General features: G+C 70.9%; 17 protein-coding genes and 1 other RNA gene. 14 read left to right on the top strand and 4 right to left on the bottom strand.

Annotation, left to right across the window (positions count from 1 at the left end; translation table 11 throughout):
* Positions 1-2 precede the first annotated feature (2 nt).
* Positions 3-97, top strand: an RNA gene (gene ffs, locus AB0M83_RS05360) — signal recognition particle sRNA small type.
* Positions 98-277: 180 nt separating this feature from the next.
* Here the strand turns inward: ffs and AB0M83_RS05355 are convergent.
* On the bottom strand, positions 278-1153 hold the full coding sequence (locus tag AB0M83_RS05355; protein ID WP_364512780.1) for a fused MFS/spermidine synthase: 876 nt from the start codon (positions 1151-1153) through the stop codon (positions 278-280).
* A gap of 32 nt (positions 1154-1185) precedes the next feature.
* Here AB0M83_RS05355 and AB0M83_RS05350 point away from each other — a divergent pair, with 32 nt between their 5' ends.
* On the top strand, positions 1186-1581 hold the full coding sequence (locus AB0M83_RS05350; protein ID WP_364512976.1) for an ALF repeat-containing protein: 396 nt from the start codon (positions 1186-1188) through the stop codon (positions 1579-1581).
* Positions 1582-1625: 44 nt separating this feature from the next.
* Positions 1626-3899 carry a DNA polymerase III subunit gamma and tau gene (locus AB0M83_RS05345; RefSeq protein ID WP_364512778.1) on the top strand — a complete coding sequence of 758 codons (2274 nt, stop codon included), beginning with the start codon at positions 1626-1628 and terminating at the stop codon, positions 3897-3899.
* Positions 3900-4024: 125 nt separating this feature from the next.
* Here the strand turns inward: AB0M83_RS05345 and AB0M83_RS05340 are convergent, their stop codons facing one another.
* Positions 4025-4879 (bottom strand): N-acetylmuramoyl-L-alanine amidase, encoded by an 855-nt coding sequence (locus AB0M83_RS05340; protein ID WP_364512775.1) that lies wholly within the window; start codon positions 4877-4879, stop codon positions 4025-4027.
* Positions 4880-4958: 79 nt separating this feature from the next.
* Here AB0M83_RS05340 and AB0M83_RS05335 point away from each other — a divergent pair, with 79 nt between their 5' ends.
* Together AB0M83_RS05335 and recR are read left to right on the top strand one after the other, a co-directional pair.
* Complete coding sequence (locus tag AB0M83_RS05335; RefSeq protein WP_155549341.1) at positions 4959-5318, top strand: YbaB/EbfC family nucleoid-associated protein; 360 nt, start codon at positions 4959-4961, stop codon at positions 5316-5318.
* Positions 5319-5323: 5 nt separating this feature from the next.
* Complete coding sequence (gene recR, locus AB0M83_RS05330; RefSeq protein ID WP_328612972.1) at positions 5324-5920, top strand: recombination mediator RecR; 597 nt, start codon at positions 5324-5326, stop codon at positions 5918-5920.
* Here the strand turns inward: recR and AB0M83_RS05325 are convergent.
* Both AB0M83_RS05325 and AB0M83_RS05320 read right to left on the bottom strand, forming a co-directional pair.
* Positions 5917-6477, bottom strand: coding sequence for a glucosaminidase domain-containing protein (locus AB0M83_RS05325; RefSeq protein WP_364512773.1), 561 nt, complete (start codon positions 6475-6477; stop codon positions 5917-5919). The two genes, recR and AB0M83_RS05325, sit on opposite strands and share 4 nt — an antisense overlap.
* Before the next feature lie 57 nt (positions 6478-6534).
* Positions 6535-7632: a UDP-N-acetylglucosamine 2-epimerase gene (locus tag AB0M83_RS05320; RefSeq protein ID WP_364512770.1), complete on the bottom strand. Its 1098-nt coding sequence runs from the start codon at positions 7630-7632 to the stop codon at positions 6535-6537.
* Between the two features lie 84 nt (positions 7633-7716).
* Here AB0M83_RS05320 and AB0M83_RS05315 point away from each other — a divergent pair, with 84 nt between their 5' ends.
* From AB0M83_RS05315 to AB0M83_RS05275, 9 genes are all read left to right on the top strand, one after another.
* Entirely contained in the window at positions 7717-8739 is a 1023-nt protein-coding gene (locus AB0M83_RS05315; protein ID WP_364512768.1) for a glycosyltransferase family 2 protein, read from the top strand.
* Between the two features lie 8 nt (positions 8740-8747).
* Complete coding sequence (locus tag AB0M83_RS05310; protein WP_364512765.1) at positions 8748-10052, top strand: hypothetical protein; 1305 nt, start codon at positions 8748-8750, stop codon at positions 10050-10052.
* Between the two features lie 64 nt (positions 10053-10116).
* Positions 10117-12093, top strand: a complete 1977-nt coding sequence (locus AB0M83_RS05305; RefSeq protein ID WP_364512763.1) for a DUF6541 family protein — start codon at positions 10117-10119, stop codon at positions 12091-12093.
* Positions 12094-12113: 20 nt separating this feature from the next.
* The gene (locus AB0M83_RS05300; RefSeq protein WP_364512760.1) at positions 12114-12857 is read left to right on the top strand and encodes a glycosyltransferase family 2 protein; all 744 of its coding nucleotides are present in this window, start codon (positions 12114-12116) and stop codon (positions 12855-12857) included.
* 11 nt (positions 12858-12868) lie between these two features.
* Positions 12869-13303: a DUF2304 domain-containing protein gene (locus AB0M83_RS05295; protein ID WP_364512758.1), complete on the top strand. Its 435-nt coding sequence runs from the start codon at positions 12869-12871 to the stop codon at positions 13301-13303.
* A gap of 4 nt (positions 13304-13307) precedes the next feature.
* Positions 13308-13868 (top strand): uridine kinase, encoded by a 561-nt coding sequence (locus tag AB0M83_RS05290; protein WP_364512755.1) that lies wholly within the window; start codon positions 13308-13310, stop codon positions 13866-13868.
* A gap of 303 nt (positions 13869-14171) precedes the next feature.
* Complete coding sequence (locus AB0M83_RS05285; protein ID WP_364512753.1) at positions 14172-15842, top strand: ABC transporter substrate-binding protein; 1671 nt, start codon at positions 14172-14174, stop codon at positions 15840-15842.
* 86 nt (positions 15843-15928) lie between these two features.
* Positions 15929-16930: an ABC transporter permease gene (locus AB0M83_RS05280; RefSeq protein WP_364512750.1), complete on the top strand. Its 1002-nt coding sequence runs from the start codon at positions 15929-15931 to the stop codon at positions 16928-16930.
* On the top strand, positions 16927-17850 hold the full coding sequence (locus tag AB0M83_RS05275; protein ID WP_364512747.1) for an ABC transporter permease: 924 nt from the start codon (positions 16927-16929) through the stop codon (positions 17848-17850). The genes AB0M83_RS05280 and AB0M83_RS05275 overlap by 4 nt, the downstream gene beginning before the upstream one ends.
* Positions 17851-17856 lie beyond the last annotated feature (6 nt).

Genomic DNA, 17856 nt, shown 5'->3' with positions numbered 1-17856 from the left:
ACCTCGGACCCCGCGCGGCGTCCACCCTGTGAACCTCCCCAGGGCCGGAAGGCAGCAAGGATAAGCAGGCTCTGACGGGTGCGCGGGGTCCCCTTCTTTTCGGCTCCGGCTCTCGGGGCTTCGCCCCTTCGCCGGGCCTTCACTCCGTCCTTTCACCCGGGGGCCGAGCCCCCGGACCCCCACGGTGCCTCTGGCGCGAGCTGGGAGCGCTGCCGCTGCCCTCTCACCCGCCGTGGGTTCGCTGCCGTGGCTCTCGCCGGCTTGGGTGGGCTTCTTCTCAGAAGAGGCCCAGCACGTCTTCCGGCGGCTGTGGGGACGGTGGGCGGTCCTCGTCTGTGATCGGGGTGGCCCTGCCTGCCAGTTTGCGCAGCTCGGCGCCCTCCACGCACCTCGTCGGGAACGCCGCCGAGGCCGTCCGGCGGGCGAGTTCCGCCGTCGGCAGCGGTGAGGCCGAGGCTGCGAACACCAGGTTGCCGAAGCGGCGGCCCTTCAGCACCGCCGGGTCCGCCAGCACCAGGACCTCGGGGAACACCTCGCGCAGCGTCGCCAGGAAGCGGCGGGCGAACGGGAGGCCCGCGCCGTCCGTGATGTTGGCCAGGTACGTCCCCGGCGGCCGGAGGATCGCCGCGATCGCCCGGGTCGCTTCCAGTGTGGCCAGGCCGCCCGCCAGGGTCGCTCGCTCGAACGCGTCGACCACCACCAGGTCCGCCGTGTCCTCGCGTCTCGTCGTCAGCCCGGAACGGCCGTCCGTCACCCGGACGCGCAGACCCGGCACCCGCAGCCCCAGCTGGGCGCGAACCAGCTCGACCAGCTCGCCGTCGGCGTCGAACACCAGCTGCCGCGACCCCGGCCGGGTCACCGCCACGTAGCGCGGCAGCGTGCACGCCGCCCCGCCGATGTGCAGCGCGTCCACCGGGCCCGGCGGCAGCTGGTCCACCACGTCGCCGAACCGGCGGACGTAGTCGAACTCCAGGTGGGCCGGGTCGTCGAGGTCGACGTACGACTGGGCGACGCCGTCCACCGACACCAGCCAGGCGTTGCCGCGGTCGACGTCGCGGATGAGCTCCGCCGTCCCGAACCTGACCGGGTACCGCCCGGGCACCGGACCGGGCTTTCGCGTGCGGCTCACGGAGTCCGAGGTTATCGGAACCATTCCGACCGGCCCGCCGACGAGGGAGCGGAACGATCATCGATCGAGGGGGTTTTGCGGGCGAACGCAGTAATCGTCGCCGCGAACGGAGACGCGGAGCTCGCCGCGGTCCAGGGCCGGCTCGACGGCGCCAAGGCGGGCCGGCGACGAAGTCCGCCGCGCAGCAGGCGCTGGACGGCACCGTCGCCGACGTCCGTGCGTTCCTGGCCACGGGTCAGTGCGTCGCGCGGACGCACGACCTGCGCATCCGGCTGGCGCAGACGCTGTCGGAAGGGCCCGAGGTCACGGCGGTCGCGCAGGGTGTCCTGGACGGCCCGGACTCGTACCTGCAGCCGTACCTGGACAACGACCTGGCCAAGGCGCGGGCGCGTGACGCCTTCACCGCGGAGCACGCCGCCAAGGTGAACGCGCTCCTGTCCCAGCTGCCCTGACCCGCACGGCGAAGGTTGTCGGAGGTCCCCGGTACTCTCGCGGCGTGGCTCTCGCGCTGTACCGCAAGTACCGTCCGGCAACCTTCGCCGAGGTCGTCGGGCAGGAGCATGTGACCGAACCCCTCCGCACGGCGTTGTCCGCCGGGCGGATCAACCACGCCTACCTCTTCTCCGGCCCGCGCGGCTGCGGCAAGACGTCGAGTGCGCGCATCATGGCGCGCTCGCTGAACTGCGCCAAGGGGCCGACGCCGGACCCGTGCGGCGAGTGCAACTCGTGCAAGGCGCTCGCCCCGGAGGGGTCGGGCAGCGTCGACGTCACGGAGCTCGACGCCGCCAGCCACGGTGGCGTCGACGACGCCCGCGAGCTGCGCGACAAGGCGTTCTACGCGCCGGCCGAGTCGCGGTACCGCGTGTTCATCATCGACGAGGCGCACATGGTCACCACGCAGGGCTTCAACGCCCTGCTGAAGATCGTGGAAGAGCCGCCCGAGCACGTCATCTTCATCTTCGCGACCACCGAGCCGGACAAGGTGCTGACCACCATCCGCTCGCGGACGCACCACTACCCGTTCCGGCTGATCCCGCCGGGCGCGATGCGCACGCTCCTGGAGAGCAACGTCGCGGCCGAGGGCGTCGAGGTCGAGCCGGCGGTGTACCCGCTGGTCATCCGGGCCGGCGGCGGTTCCGCGCGCGACACGCAGTCGGTGCTCGACCAGCTGCTCGCCGGCGCGGGCCCGGACGGCGTTTCGTATTCGCGCGCGGTGGCGCTGCTGGGTGTCACGGACGTGGCGCTGATCGACGACATGGTGGACGCGCTTTCGACCGAGGACGCCGCGACGGTGTTCGGCACGGTCGAGAAGGTCACGGAGGCCGGGCACGACCCGCGCCGGTTCGCGACGGACCTGCTCGACCGGCTGCGCGACCTGGTGCTGCTGCGCGCGGTGCCGGATTCCGCGGGCGGGCTGGTGTCCGCGCCGGAAGAAGAGCTGTCGCGGATGGTCGCGCAGTCGGAGCGGATCGGCCTGGCGACGCTCTCGCGCTACGCGGACATCGTCCACAATGGACTCCTGGAGATGCGTGGGGCGACGTCGCCCCGGCTGGTGCTGGAGCTGCTGTGCGCGCGGATGCTGCTGCCGTCGGTGACGGAGGCGGAGAACGCGCTGCTGGCCCGGCTCGAGCGCCTCGAACGCCGCGCGACACTGGCCGGTGGCGGTGGCGCGCCCGCCGAGGGTGGCGTGGAGCCGCCGATGCGGGCGGCGGCGCCGGATCGGGCGTTTTCCCGGCCTTCGCAGCGCTCGGCATCGGCCGGCCCGGCGCCGGTCGCGGCCCCGGAGCCCGCTCGGGCCGAGCCGGAACCTGCTGCACCGGCAAAGCCCGCAGACGGCGGCTGGGGCGCTTCGCGCACGCCCGGCGGCGCCGCGGCTGCAAGCGCCGATGCTTCGGCGGGGTCTGGCGCTCCGGCGAGCCGGAGTTCTGATGCTGGCTGGGGCGCTTCGCGCACGCCCGGCGGCGCCGCGGCTGCGCCCGCCGATGCCTCGGTACCGGCGGCCCGTCCCACTGCTGCGGGTGCGGGCAACTCCGCCCAGCCCGCGGACGGCGGCTGGGGCACGCCCCGCACCCCGGGCGGCGGCACGCCCGCTCCGGCCGCGGCAAGCGCTGGTGCTCCGGACGCTGACCCCGCTCCGGCAGCCACTTCGGCACCCGCGGCGGCGCCGGCGTCCGGTGGCCTGGATGCCGCGGCGATCCGGAACGTCTGGCCGCAGCTGATGACCGCCCTGCGCAAGTTCACCGGCGGCCGGAGCCTCGAGGCGATGCTCACGCAGGCCACGGTCGCGACCGTCGAGGGGCATGCCCTCACGCTCACCCACAAGTCCGAACCGCTGGCCCGCCGCCTGTCCGACCAGGACAACGCGCGCAAGATCGCCGGCGCGCTGGCGGACGTCGTCGGGGGTGAGTGGCAGGTCCGCTGCGTCCACGGCAACGCCCCGGCCGCGCCCGCCGCGCGCGCGCAGCAGGCCGCGCCCGCGCCGGAACGGTCGTTCACCCGGCAGTCGGCGGCCCCGGCCCCGGCGGCCGCGCCCGCCGAAGCGCCCGCCCGCCCCGCCCCGGCGCCGGCCGCACCCGCCCGGCCCCGGGTGACCACGGCCGAGCCGGACATCCCGCTGCCCCCGGAACCCTCCGACGAGGACGACGAGGACCTCTACAACGAGGACGCCAGCCCCGCCCCGCCGCCTCCTCCGCCCCCGCCGGACCAGGACCCGGACGAGCTGGCCCGCAAGCTGATCTCGGACCACCTCGGCGCCCGCCCGCTGGACTGAACCCGGACGGTCGGCTCGCGTACCCAGGGAGTCGGCTCACGTACCCAGAGGGTCGGCTCACGAGCCGACTGTCCAGGTACGCGAGCCGACCCTTCGGGTACGCGAGCCGACCGTCCAGGTACCGCTCAGGAAGCCAGGTAGGCCTCGATCGCCACCGCGATGGCCGACGCGTACTGCTGGCGGCCCTCCGCGCTGGTCATCCGGGCGGCCTCCGCCGCGTTGCGCATGTTGCCGCACTCGACGAGCACCGACGGCCGCGTCGAAAGGTTCAAGCCACCGAGGTCCGCGCGGGCCGACAGGCCGTTGCCGCCGATGTAGTTCGACGTGCTGAAGCCGCTCGTGCGCAGCGTGTCCCGCACGGTCTGCGCCAGCCGCGTCGACGGCGGTCCTTGCGCGGCGTTCAACGGCGGCGACGAGTACGCGACGTGGAAGCCGTTCGCGCCGGCCGCGGTCGAGCCGTCCGCGTGGATGGAGACGACGGCGTCGGCGTTCGCGTCGTTGCCGATCGCCGCCCGCTTGTCGACGCAGGGGCCGACGCCGGTGTCGTCCTGTCGCGTGTAGACGACGCGGATTCCCTTGGCCGCCAACGCTTTCCCGACCCGCTGGGCGACGTCGAAGGTGAACGCGTGCTCGGGGTAGCCGGCGTTGGTCGACGTGCCGGTGGTGTTGCACGGCTTGGTCTGCCCGCGCCCCGCGGGCACCTGCCGGTTGATCTCCGCCGGGTGCGCCCCGTTCCCGCCGTTGTGGCCGGGGTCGAGCACGACGACCTTCCCGGACGCGGCCGGCGGCGCGGCGGCCGAGGACGGCGGCGGGGAAGGCGACGGGGGCGGTGTCACGGTCGTCGGTGCCGGCGTGACCGTCCGGGTCGTCACGGGAGCGGGCGCGGGAGCGGGAGCTGCCGGGGTGTCTTCTTCGCAGCCGGTGAGCAGCAGGGCACCGGCCAGCAGGAGGGGGACAATCGCGCGTCGCACGGCGACCACGGTGCCACACCCCGGGCCCACCCGTGGCGCGACTACCCTGGCGGAGGACACAGGCGTGCAGAGAGGACCGAGTGCGATCATGGTGCAACCCGGCGGCGGCTTCGACATTTCCCAGCTGATGCAGCAGGCGCAGCAGATGCAGCAGAAGCTCGTCGAGGCCCAGGAGGAGCTCGCCAACACCGAGGTCACCGGCACGGCCGGTGGCGGGCTGGTCACCGCGACCGTCTCCGGTGACAGCCAGCTGAAGAGCCTGCAGATCGACCCGAAGGTCGTCGACCCGGACGACGTCGAAACGCTGTCCGACCTGATCGTGGCGGCGGTCCGCGACGCGTCGGCGAGCGCGCAGAAGCTCACCGAGCAGAAGCTCGGCCCGCTGGCCGGCGGCCTCGGCGGCGGTGGCGGCATGCCGGACCTCGGCGCCCTCGGCTTCGGCGGCTGACGAACTTGTACGAAGGTGTCGTCCAGGACCTGATCGACGAGCTCGGGCGGCTGCCCGGGGTCGGGCCGAAGAGCGCCCAGCGGATCGCGTTCCACCTGCTGGCCGCGGACCCGGTGGACATCTCGCGGCTGCAGGACGTCCTCGGCAAGGTCAAGGAGGGCGTCCAGTTCTGCGAGGTCTGCGGCAACGTCTCCGAGCAGCAGAAGTGCCGCATCTGCCGCGACGAGCGCCGCGACCTCACGGTCATCTGCGTGGTCGAGGAGCCGAAGGACGTCCTGGCGGTCGAGCGCACGCGCGAGTTCAAGGGCCGCTACCACGTCCTCGGCGGCGCGCTCGACCCGTTGTCGGGCATCGGGCCGGAGCAGCTGCGGATGCGCGAGCTGCTCAAGCGCATCGGCGAGGCGGACATCACCGAGATCATCATCGCGACGGACCCCAACACGGAGGGCGAAGCGACGGCGACGTACCTGGTGCGGATGCTGCGCGACTTCCCGGGCCTGAGCGTGACGAGGCTGGCGTCGGGGCTCCCGATGGGCGGTGACCTGGAGTTCGCGGACGAGCTGACGCTCGGGCGCGCGCTCTCGGGCCGCCGGGTGCTCTAAGCGACGTCGAAGCGGCGCAGGTCGTAGAGGTCCATCAGCCTGATCACCTTGTTCGCGTACTCCGGGTCGGTGGCGTACTTCCGCGCCACCGCCCGGATGAACGCGTCCGGGTCGTCGCGCACCGGCAACGCCGCCGCGTAATTCGACGACGTCGTCAACAGCCGCCCGTAGTCGCGGAATGAGTCGAAAACGGACGCGTACGACCGGAAAAACGCATCCACCGGGTGACACGGCGCCGGAATGCACTCCGTCGTCGGATACCGGGCACACCGCACCGCGATGGGCCCCGGGCTCGTCGGCGTCACGCACTTGAAGCCGAAGTGGTTCAGCTCGGCCGTCGACAGTTTGCTGCGGCCCCAGTTCGACTCCAGGATCGACTGCGCCACCGTCACCGAGGCCGGGATGTCGTACGCCGCGTGGATCGCGCGCGCGATCGGGCCCGCCTCGCCGACGTACGCCTCCTGGAAGCCCGAGGAAAGCGCCGCGTCACGCACCGACGCCTGGTCGATGGGAGGCGGGACCACCACCAGTAACGCCGCCAGTCCGATGTGGATCATGGCGACACTCTGCCCGGCTCACCCCCGGAGAAACCCGAGGTCACCCGAACGTAGGACTCAGCAGTAGCCGAGCTGCGCCAGCGTGTCCACGACGATCTCGGACGGGTGGTACTTGTCCATCCAGGACTCGCCGCGGCGGTTCTGGTACGTGTCGAGGAAGTTCTGCAGCTTGTCGCCGCGCATCTCCGTCAGCACGACCGTCTCGCCGAGGTGCTGCGGCGTCTCCGTGCGCTCGCGGTGCACCGCGCACGGCAGGCCGAGGTAGTAGCACTCCGCCGAAAGACCACCCGAGTCGGTGACGACGTACTCGGCGCGCGCCACCAGCGGGAGGAACTTCAGGTAGCGCATCTTCGGCTGGACGATGAACTGGTCGTCGAAGATGTTCCCGATGCCCAGCGCGCGGATCTTCTCGCGCTCCGGCGCGCCCGCCATGTACAGGATCGGCATCTTGCGGCTCTGCTCGCGCAGGATCTCCAGCGCCTCGCGGTACTTGTCCGGGCGCGAGACCAGCTCGAAGCGGTGCAGCGTGGCCAGGCCGAACTTCTCCGGCAGGTTCGGCACGTCCAGCGGCTGGTTGATCGCCAGCCGCATCGCGTCGATCGCCGTGTTCGCCTCGGTGTCGACGACCACGCCGCGGGCGTTGCGGAGGTTGTTGACCTCACGCGCGCTCGGCGCGAAGTGGATGTCGACGATCTTCGCCGCGATCTTGCGGTTGAGCTCCTCCGGCAGCGGCGACAGGATGCTGCCCGACCGCGCGCCCGCCTCGACGTGCCCGACGCGGGACTTGAGGATCCGCTTCCCGATCAGCGAGCCGTACGGCGTGGTGAACGTGTCGCCGTGCACCAGCACCAGCGGGGGACGGCCGTCCTCGGTCAGCGCGGCGCGCAGCTCGTGACGGCGGCTCCACGCGGTGCGCATGACCTGCGCGGCCCAGCCCGGCACCTGCGCCGGCGACTCGAGGTTGTGCGCCTTCTCCTCCGGCACCAGCCAGACGTCGGGCGCCGGCATGTCCAGGTCCGCGAGGACGTCCGCGACCTCGTCGACGTGCTGCGCGGTGAACCAGATCTTCGGCCGCATCCCGCGATCGCGGATCCCGTGGTAGACCGGCGCGATCTTGATCAGTTCCGCGGTGGTGCCGAGAATGAAGGAAATCACCGTGAAGGCCCATTTCTGGTCGGGTGCGGTGGCGCAAGGATACTGGCCGACCCGCCGCGGGGGCCGCCGGGTAGCCTCGGCCCGGTGAGTGCGAACCCGCTCCTCCCCTCGCTCAGCGTCGTGATCCCGGTCTGCAACGAGCAGGACTGGATCGAACGCAGTGTCGGCGCGCTGCTCGCCTCCGCGACGGAGGCCAGCTGGCCGATCGAGGTCGTCGTCGTCGACGACGGCAGCACGGACGCCACCCCCGCGCGGCTCGACGAGCTGCGCGAACGCCACGGCATCACCGTGCTCAGCCAGGCCAACTCGGGCCGCTTCGAGGCGCGGCGGGCGGGGATCGCCAAGGCCTCCGGGAACCAGATTCTGCTGCTGGACAGCCGGGTCGTGGTGGACATCGGCGCGCTGACCTTCCTGCGCGACCAGCTGGTCGACCACCCCGAGCGGACGGTCTGGAACGGCCACGTCAACGTCGCTTCCGAAGACAACCCGTACGCGGGTTTCATGGCCGGGCTGGTGAAGATTCCCTGGCGCCGGTACTGCGCGAATCCGCGCCTGATGTCCTTCGGCATCGAAGAGTTCGACCTGTTCCCGAAGGGCACCGGATTCTTTTCCGCGCCGCGCGCGGTTCTCGAGTCGGCTTCGGACGCTTTCGTTTCCCTGTTCGACGACGTGCGCTTCGCCAGTGACGACACCGGCGTCCTGCGCTGGATCGCCGAGCGGCACCGCATCTACCTCGCGCCGGAGTTCTCCGCGACCTACCACGGGCGCGAGAGCTTCAAGAAGTTCGCCGCCCAGGCGTACTTCCGCGGGACGACCTTCGTGGACTCCTACCTCGGCTCGCCGGGCCCGGCCCGCAACGGCCTGTTCGCCGCGTTCGGCGTCGGCGTGCTCGGCCTCGGCCTCGCGCTGCGGAAGCCGAAGACGGCCGTGGTGCTCGCGGCCGCCGGGTCGGCCGCGGCCGGGGCGGCCGTGACACGCTTCGGCGCGACGAACGCGGAGGCCAAGGCCGTCGCGAAGCTGGCCCCGGTCTTCGGCGCCGGCTTCGGCGCCGGTGCCGTCCGTGGCCTCGTCATGGCGCTGCGTGCCCACCGGCGGCGGGGACGATGAGCTCACCGGTGACCCACGAGTCCGACGAGACAGACGGGCGCAGCCTGGCGAAGGAAACCGGGCGCTCGGCCGGGAAGATCGGCATCTCGCTGCTCGTCGCGATCGCGCTCGGCTACGTGCTGACGCTGGTCGCCACCCGCTGGCTCGGGCCGGAGAACAGCAAGGTCTACCTGTCGTTCTGGGGCATCCTGATGGGCCTCGGCAGCGCGCTGTCGCCGCTGGAGCAGGAGCTGTCCCGCCAGTCGGCGGTGGCCGCGCTCGACGGCGGCAAGGCGGGCAAGCCCGCGCTGCGCGCCCTCACCGTCGGGGCCGCGACCGTGGCGGTCGTGGCCGGGCTCACCCTGGTGGTGCCGGTGCTTTCGGACCGGCTGTACGCGGGGAACACCGCCCTCGGCGTCATCGTGCTCTTCGGGGCGGTCGCGTTCGCCTGCCAGTTCGCCGCCCGCGGCCTGCTCGTCGGGCAGCAGCGGATCAAGCCGTACTCGGGGCTGGTCGTCGCCGAGGCCGCCGTCCGCGTGGTCGTCCTGTTCGGGATCGCCGCCGCCGGCCTCACCGGCGTGACGTCGTTCGCGATCGCGGCCGCGACCGGCTCGTTCGCCTGGCTGCTGTTCGTCAAGCCGGTCTCCGGGCTGGTCGACCCGCACGCCGACGGCGACGGCTGGGGGCCGGTCACCGCCCGGATCCTGGTCCTGCTGACCGGCGCCGCGCTGACCGCCAGCGTCATCACCGGCTACCCGGCGATGGTCAGCCTGCTCGCCCCGGGCGGGTCCGACGCCGACGTCGGCGTCCTCTTCGCGACGCTCACCGTGTCCCGGGTGCCGCTCCTGCTGCTTTCCCCGCTGCAGGCGCTCGCGGTGCCGACGGTCGTCCGGCTTTCCGGCACCGAGGAGGGCACGCGCCGGCTGCGGCGGCTCCTCGCGCTCGGCGCCCTCGGCACGGTCGCCCTGGGTGTCGTCGGCGCCCTGGTCGGCTGGCTGATCGGACCGTGGCTGGTTTCGCTGCTCTACGGCTCGGACTTCGTCGCCCGGGGCTGGTGGGTGGCGTGGATGGTGTGGGGTGCGGTGCTGCTCACCGCGCTGCAGCTGATGACGGCCGTGCTCGTGGCCCGCAAGGAGGCGAGCAAGGTCCTCGTCACCTGGGCCGTGGTCGCGGTCGCGACCGCGGCGACGCTGCTGCTCGTGCCGGGCGACCCGATCCTCAAGGCGGTCGCCGGGCTGGCCGGGGGGCCCACGCTGGGTCTCGTGGTCGTGTTGATGTTCGTCTTGCGACGTCCGGGCAACGTGCGGCGCGCCCCGGACGTCCCAGTAGGGTGACCCCGGCCGGACCGGGGACAGGAGTCGGCGGGGTATCGCCGGTGAGGTTGGACAGCGGAAAACCATGAACGTACTTCTGGTCGTGCTCGCCTTCTGGCTGCCGGGCCTCGTCTTCGGCGCCGCGATCCGGCTGCGCGGCTGGCTGCTCGCCGCGGCCGCGCCGATCCTGACGTTCGGCATCGTCAGCCTGGGCGTGCCGGTGCTCGGCGGGCTCGGCATCCGCTGGTCGATGCCCGAGGTCGCCCTGTGGACGCTCGTGCTTTCGGTCGCCGGCTTCGGGCTCTCGTTCGCCGTCCTGCGCTTCACCGCCCGGCGCCACCCGGACTGGGCGGAGAAGGACGCCGCCGCGGCGCCCCCCGCCCGGTCCCTGCGCGAGCACCTCCTGATCGGGGCCGGTGTGCTGGCCGGCAGCCTCGTCGGCATCGTCACGTTCCTGCGCGGCGCCCGCGGCCTGAACCAGGTCCAGCAGGGCTGGGACGCGCCGTTCCACGCCAACCTGGTCCGCTGGATCGCCGAGCACGGCGACGCCCGGCCGTCGACCGTCGGCACCATCGCGAACCTGCCGGACCAGACGAACTACTTCTACCCGGACACCTACCACGCCCTGCTCGCGCTGGTCTTCGACAAGGCCGGCCTGGCGATGATGCCGACGCTGAACATGGGCGCGCTCACGGTGATCCTGTGCGTGCCGATCGGTGTCGCGGCGATGTGCCACGTGTGGCGGATGCCGGCGCTCGCGGTCGCCGCGGCCGCGGCGGTGTCGGCGTCGTTCACCAACTTCCCGTACGACTCGCTCTGGCGCGGCCCGCTTTGGCCCTACGTCGCCGGCGTCGCGCTGATCCCGGTGATGCTCGCGCTCGGGCGCCTGCTGCTGGAGCCGCGCGGGCTCGCCGGCCCGGTCGCGATCGGCATCGGTGTCGCCGGCCTGATCGGCCTGCACACCAGCGTCGCGTTCGTCGTCGTCGTGTACTTCCTGCTGATCCTGCTCGCCGTGCTGTTCCGGTTCGAGCGGATCGACTGGCGCCGGTCGGGGGCCTCGCTCGGGGCCACGGTCGTGCTCGCCGCCGTCTGCGGGCTCCCGCTGGCGTTGCCTTCGCTGTACAACGCGGGTGGCGTGACGAGCGCGTTCTGGGCGTCGGAGGCCACGGTCAGCGGCGGGCTCGGGGAGACCCTCACCTTCTCGCCGATGGCCGCGTTCCCGCAGTGGTGGATCGGCGTGCCCGCCCTGATCGGCATCTTCCTGCTGGTGAAGCACCGCCGGATGCTGTGGATGGTCGCCGCCTACGTCGTGTTCGGCGGGCTGTTCGCGGCCACCGTGTCGCTGGAGACGCCGCTCATCCACACCCTCACCGGCATCTTCTACAACGACCACTGGCGGATCGGCGCGCTGGTCCCGCTGGCCGGCGCGGTCGCGTTCGGCGAGTTCACCGACACCGCCGCCCGCTGGATCGGGCGCAAGGCGGGCGGCCGGCTGCCGAACGTCTCCCCGGCGACGCTCACCACGGTCGGCGTCGTGCTGCTCGTGGTCGTCATCGGCGGCCTGAGCCGCGGTGGGTACATCGGCCGCAACGCCGCCCGCCTGCAGCAGAACTACAGCGGCGGCCCGACGGTCAGCAACGACGAGCGCCAGGCGTTCGACTGGCTCGCCGCGCACGTCGCGCCGGGCGAGCGGGTGATGAACGGCAAGGCCGACGGCTCGGTCTGGATGTACGCGCTCGACGGCGTCCAGCCGGTCGAATGGACCTTCTACGGTGCCGAGCTCGACACCCCGGCCGGGTACCTCAGCATCTACCTCGACGACATCGACCAGTTCCCGCACGTGCGGGAACTGCTCACCGACCTCAAGGTGCGGTACGTCTTCGTCGGCAAGGGCAAGGTCACGAAGGACACCAACAGCGGGCCCGGCCTGAGCCACCTCGACACCACGCCCGGCTTCAAGCTCGTCTTCCAGAACCCCGGCGCGTCCGTCTACGAGATCGAAGGCCAGCAGGGCGTCGTCGCGGCTGGTGCGGCTCCAGGGTCCGGGGCCGGTAACCGGTAGTGAAAGGCTAGAGTGATCGCGTGTCCAGCACCTCCGTGACCAGCCGCCGCGTGCTCATCGTGATGCCCGCGCTGAACGAGTCCGCGAGCGTCGCTTCGGTCATCGAGCAGGTGAAACGCGCCCTGCCGGGCGGTGACCTGCTGGTCGTCGACGACGGCTCGGTCGACGACACCGCCAAGCTCGCCCGCGCGGCCGGGGCCGAAGTGGCCCGCCTCGCGGTGAACCTCGGTGTCGGCGGCGCGATGCGCACCGGCTTCCGCTACGCCGCCGCCCGCGGGTACGACGTGGTCGTGCAGGTGGACGCGGACGGCCAGCACGACCCCGACGAGCTCGACGCGCTGCTGCGCGGCCTGGACGACGCCGACATCGTGATCGGCTCCCGGTTCGCCGGGAAGGGCTCGTACAAGGCGAGCGGGCCGCGCAAGTACGCGATGGTCGCGCTTTCGCTCGTGTTCTCGCGGCTGGCGAAGACCAAGCTCACCGACGTCACGTCGGGGTTCAAGGCGATGGGGCCGCGCGCGATCAAGCTGTTCGCCGGCTACTACCCGGCGGAGTACCTCGGGGACACCGTGGAATCGCTGGTGATGGCCATCCGGGCCAAGCTGGCCATCAAGGAGATCCCGGTCGTCATGCGGGAGCGCGCGGGCGGCACGCCCAGCCACTCGCCCGTCAAATCGGCCGTCTACCTGAGCCGGGCCGGGCTCGCGCTGCTGCTGGCGCTCGTGCGCCGCCGGCCCGCGGTCGACTCCTCCGACTCGGCGTAAGGGGAACTGCAATGGACGGTTGGCGCATCCTCAGCATCGTCGTCGCGTGCGTCGTGCTGTTCGTCGTCCTCGAGATGATGCGGCGGCGGAAGCTGCGGGAGAAGTACGCGGGCGTCTGGCTCGTGGTCGCCTCCGGCGTCGTCGTCCTCGCGGTGCTGCCGCAGGCGGCCGAGTTCCTCGCCAAGCACACCGGCGTGCAGACACCGTCGAACTTCGTCTTCCTCCTCGCCGGCGTCGTGCTGGCCCTGGTGTCGCTGCACCTGTCCACCGAGGTCGGGCACCTGGAGGAAGAGGTGCGCACGTCGGTCGAGGAGACCGCGCTGCTGCGGTGCGAGCTCGAGGACGCCAAGCGCGAGCTGGCCGCCCGGATCACCGAGCTGGAGGCGCGGACCACCGCGCCCGACGACGTCAAAGGGCTTCCCGAGGTCGAGCGCGTCAGCAAGTGACCGGGTGATCGAAGCCCTGCTCGCCGCGCCGGCCCGGTTGGGGGCGGTGCGCCTGCTGGCCGTCGACGGCCCGTCGGGCGCCGGGAAGTCCACACTGGCCGCTCGGATCGCCGCCGGGCTGCGGGCGCGCGGGTGCCGGACCGAGCTGGTGAGCACCGACGCCTTCGCGACGTGGGACGACCCGGTTTCCTGGTGGCCACAGCTGGTCGACGGCGTCCTGAAACCCCTCGCGAACGGCGTCGAAGGCGCTTACCGGCGGATGGACTGGACAGGTGGGGCACCCCGCCCGGGTGAGCTCGTCCGGGTGCCCGTGCCGGAAGTCCTGGTGCTGGAAGGCGTCTCGTGCGGCCGCACTTCGGTAAGACCCCTGCTTTCGCACCTCTGCTGGCTCTCCGGCGGTTCGGAGAGCGCGCGGCTGGCCAGGGCAGTGGCGCGCGACGGCGAGGCCGCACGGGCCGAACTGGGCCGCTGGCAACGGTTCGAGCGCGGCTGGTTCGCCGTCGACGGCACCGCCGCGGCCGCCGATACCCGACTTTCGTCGGAACCGAGCCGTCACGGTGCGTGAACAGACCACTATGGATCGATCAAGACAAGTCACCCCGGCCAACACGACCGGGCTAACGTTGGTACCGCCATCTGAGTTAGGGATCCGCCACCAGGCGGAGTGGTCGGCCGCAAATGGTCACAGTCTGTCGTGATTTACGGACACATTGCGGTCAAATCGACGCCCACGTAGCGCGATCGTAACCTCACGTACTTAAGCCTGGGGCGAGTTCCCGCTAGTGTCGGCGAGCACACCGATCGTCCGTCGAGTTCCTGACCGACCGGACGGTGACTTTGAACCCGAACATCTCCCAAGGGGTGCCAGATGCAGCAATTGCGGCTGACCCGAACACGCCGCGTGGCCCTGATCGGGCTCGCCGGCGCGCTCGCGGTTTCGCTGTCCGCCTGTGCGGAATCCAAGCGTGATGAGGGCGCCGGGGGTGGTACCGGAGGCACGATGATCTTCGGTGCGGCCGGTAACCCGAAGATGTTCGACCCCACGTTCAACGACGAGGGCGAGACCTTCCGGATCACGCGGCAGATCTACGACACGCTGATCCAGAACAAGCCGGGCACCGCCGACCTCGAGCCTTCTCTCGCCGAGAAGTGGGAGTCGAGCAACGAGGGCAAGACCTGGACGTTCTCGCTCAAGTCCGGCGTGAAGTTCTCCGACGGCACCCCGATGGACGCCACGGCGGTCTGCTTCAACTTCGACCGCTGGTACAACATGAAGGGCGCCGCCGCCCAGAGCCAGATGATCTACTACGGCGACGTCTTCGAGGGCTTCGCCAAGAACGAGGGCGACGCGAGCGGCGACCCGGTCTACAAGAGCTGCGAGGCGAAGGACCCGACGACCGCGGTCCTCAACCTGAACAAGGCCAAGGGCGCGTTCCCGGCGGCGTTCACGCTGCCGTCGTTCTCCATCGAGAGCCCGACCGCCCTCAAGCAGTACAACGCGGACCAGGTCACCCAGAGCGGCGACTCGTTCACCTACAGCGAGTACGCGAACAAGCACCCGGTCGGCACCGGCCCGTTCAAGTTCGAGAGCTGGGACCAGGCCAAGGGTGAGATCACCCTGGTGCGCAACGACACCAGCCCGTCGCCCGCAAAGCTCGACAAGCTGATCTTCAAGGTGATCCCGGACGAGAACGCCCGCAAGCAGGCGCTCAAGGCCGGCGACATCAACGGCTACGACTACCCGAGCCCCGCGGACTACGGCCTGCTGCGCAACGACGGCGAGCAGGTGCTCATCCGCCCGTCGTTCAACGTGCTGTACCTGGGCATCAACCAGGCCAACAACCCGAAGCTCAAGGACGTCAAGGTCCGCCAGGCGCTGGCCTACGGCATCAACCGCGAGCAGTTCGTGAAGTCGAAGCTGGCCGAGGGTTCCGAGGTCGCGACCGAGTTCGTCCCGAAGGTCATCTCGGGCTACACCGACGACGTCACGAAGTACCCGTACGACGTGAACAAGGCGAAGAGCCTGCTCAAGGAAGCCGGCGCGGAGAACCTCACGCTGAAGTTCTACTACCCGACCGAGGTCAGCCGGCCGTACATGCCGAACCCGGCGGACACCTTCACGGCGATCTCCGAGGACCTCAAGAAGATCGGTGTCACGATCGAGGCCCACGCCGAGCCGTGGAACGGTGGCTACAAGGACGACGTGCAGAAGGCCGGCAAGCAGGACCTCCACCTGCTCGGCTGGACCGGTGACTACAACGACGCGGGCAACTTCGTCGGCACGTTCTTCGGCCGCGAGAAGAAGGAGTTCGGGTTCAACAACCCGGAGCTCTTCGCGGCTCTGAGCGCGGCGGACGCTTCGCCCGCCGGTGACGCCCACGCGAAGGCGTACCAGGAAGTCAACAAGAAGATCATGGACTTCCTCCCCGCCATCCCGATCGCGTACCCGACCCCGGCCATCGTGGTCGGCCCGAAGGTGAAGGGTCTGGTGGCGAGCCCGCTCACCGACGAGCGCTTCAACACCGTGACCGTGAGCTGACGAAGGATTTCAGCCAAAGGCAGGGGGTGGGTGCTACCGCACCCACCCCCTGCGCCTGATCCCGGGCTGGCAACAAAGGACTGCAAGTGCTCCGTTTCCTCGTGCGTCGGCTGCTACAAGCGATCCCGACGCTCTTCATCCTGTCCATCCTGGTCTTCGCCTGGCTCCGGTCCCTGCCCGGTGGTCCCGCCGCCGCCCTCCTGGGCGACAAGGCGACGCCGGAGAAGATCGCCAACCTCAACCACGTGCTCGGCCTCGACCAGCCGATCTTCGTGCAGTACTTCGGATTCCTCGGCCGGGCGCTCACCGGCGACTTCGGCAACTCCCTGGTGTCGACCCAGCCCGTGATGGGCGAGATCGTCACCTTCCTGCCGGCGACCATCGAGCTCGGTCTTTCCGCGATGATCATCGCGATCGTCATCGGCATCCCGGCCGGCTACCTGTCCGCGCGGTACCGCGGCGGGCCGGTTGACAACGGTGTCATCGTGCTGAGCCTGATCGGCGTCGCGGTGCCGGTCTTCTTCCTCGGCTACATGATGCAGGACCTCCTGGCCGCGCCGCTGGGCCTGCCGTCCCAAGGCCGTCAGGCCGCGGGGCTCGACGCCACGGCGATCACAAACTTCGCCATCCTCGACGGCATCATGACGAGCGAGTGGGACGCCGTCTGGGACGCGATCAAGCACCTGATCCTGCCCGCGTTCGCCCTCGCCACCATCCCGCTCGCGGTGATCACCCGGATCACCCGCGCGTCGGTGCTGGACGTCCTCAACGAGGACTTCATCCGCACGGCCAACTCCAAGGGCCTGACCCAGCAGGTGGTGCGCACCCGGCACGTCCTGCGCAACGGCCTGCTGCCGGTGGTCACGACCATCGGCCTGCAGACCGGCGCGCTCCTCGGCGGCGCCGTGCTGACCGAGCGGGTGTTCAACTTCCGCGGCCTCGGCTTCCTGCTGGCCGAAGGGATCGAACGGCGTGACTACCCCCGGCTGCAGGCACTCCTGCTGTTCGGTGCCGTGGTCTACGTCCTGGTGAACATGCTGGTCGACATCTCGTACGGGATCATCGACCCGAGGGTGCGTGTGCGATGAACACTCTGCTCAACAAGAAGAAGGAACCGATCGACAAGCTCGCCGCGGCGAGCGGGCGCAGCCTCGGCGCGGACGCGCTCCGCCGGATGCTGCGCAGCCCGGTCGCGATCACCGGTGGCGTCATCACCGGCGTGTTCCTCATCGTCGCGATCTTCGCGCCCCTACTGGAGCCGAAGGACCCCGACGTCCAGTACCTCGGCGACCAGATCCGGCCGAACTTCATCCCGGGCGCCCAGTCCGGGTTCCCGCTCGGCGTGGACGACTTCGGCCGCGACTTCCTGTCGCGGCTGATCGCCGGCGCGCAGCAGACGCTGATCGTCGGGGTGCTCGCCACGATCGTCGGCGTGATCATCGGCGTGATCATCGGTGGTCTCGCGGGCGCGTTCGGCGGCTGGGTCGACACCGTCCTCATGCGACTGGTCGACGTCATGCTGGCGTTCCCGTCGCTGCTGCTGGCCATTTCGATCGCGGCGCTGTTCGCGAAGCCGAGCCAGTGGACGGTCATCCTGGCCGTGTCGATGATCGGCGTGCCGATCTTCGCCCGGCTGCTGCGCGGTTCGATGCTGTCGCAGCGGGACGCCGACCATGTGCTGGCGGCGACGTCGCTCGGGGTCAAGCGCGGGGCGATCGTGTTCCGGCACATGCTGCCGAACTCGCTCGGCCCGGTCATCGTGCAGGCGACCCTCACGCTGGCCACTTCGATCCTGGAGGCCGCGGCGCTGTCGTTCCTCGGTCTGGGCGACCCGGACCCGTCGCGTGCGGAGTGGGGGCTGATGCTGGGCAAGGCCTCGCACCAGTTCCTCGACGTCCGCCCGGAGCTCGCGTACTACCCGGCGATCGCGATCATCATCGTGGCGCTCGGGTTCACGCTGCTCGGCGAGTCCCTGCGTGAAGCCCTCGACCCGAAGAACAGGCGGTGAGAAACC

The organism is Amycolatopsis sp. NPDC051106, assembly GCF_040682775.1.
Classification (GTDB): Bacteria; Actinomycetota; Actinomycetes; order Mycobacteriales; family Pseudonocardiaceae; genus Amycolatopsis.
The sequence above is the reverse complement of the archived record's forward strand: the minus strand, read 5'-3'. Positions and strand labels throughout refer to the sequence as shown.

Bases quoted from the DNA above. Each gene is read 5' to 3' on its own strand.
- AB0M83_RS05335 (WP_155549341.1), top strand. From the start codon at position 4,959: ATGGTGCAACCCGGCGGCGGCTTCGACATTTCCCAGCTGATGCAGCAG.
- AB0M83_RS05295 (WP_364512758.1), top strand. From the start codon at position 12,869: ATGGACGGTTGGCGCATCCTCAGCATCGTCGTCGCGTGCGTCGTGCTG.
- AB0M83_RS05355 (WP_364512780.1), bottom strand. From the start codon at position 1,153: ATGGTTCCGATAACCTCGGACTCCGTGAGCCGCACGCGAAAGCCCGGT.
- AB0M83_RS05305 (WP_364512763.1), top strand. From the start codon at position 10,117: ATGAACGTACTTCTGGTCGTGCTCGCCTTCTGGCTGCCGGGCCTCGTC.
- AB0M83_RS05325 (WP_364512773.1), bottom strand. From the start codon at position 6,477: ATGATCCACATCGGACTGGCGGCGTTACTGGTGGTGGTCCCGCCTCCC.
- AB0M83_RS05285 (WP_364512753.1), top strand. From the start codon at position 14,172: ATGCAGCAATTGCGGCTGACCCGAACACGCCGCGTGGCCCTGATCGGG.
- AB0M83_RS05275 (WP_364512747.1), top strand. From the start codon at position 16,927: ATGAACACTCTGCTCAACAAGAAGAAGGAACCGATCGACAAGCTCGCC.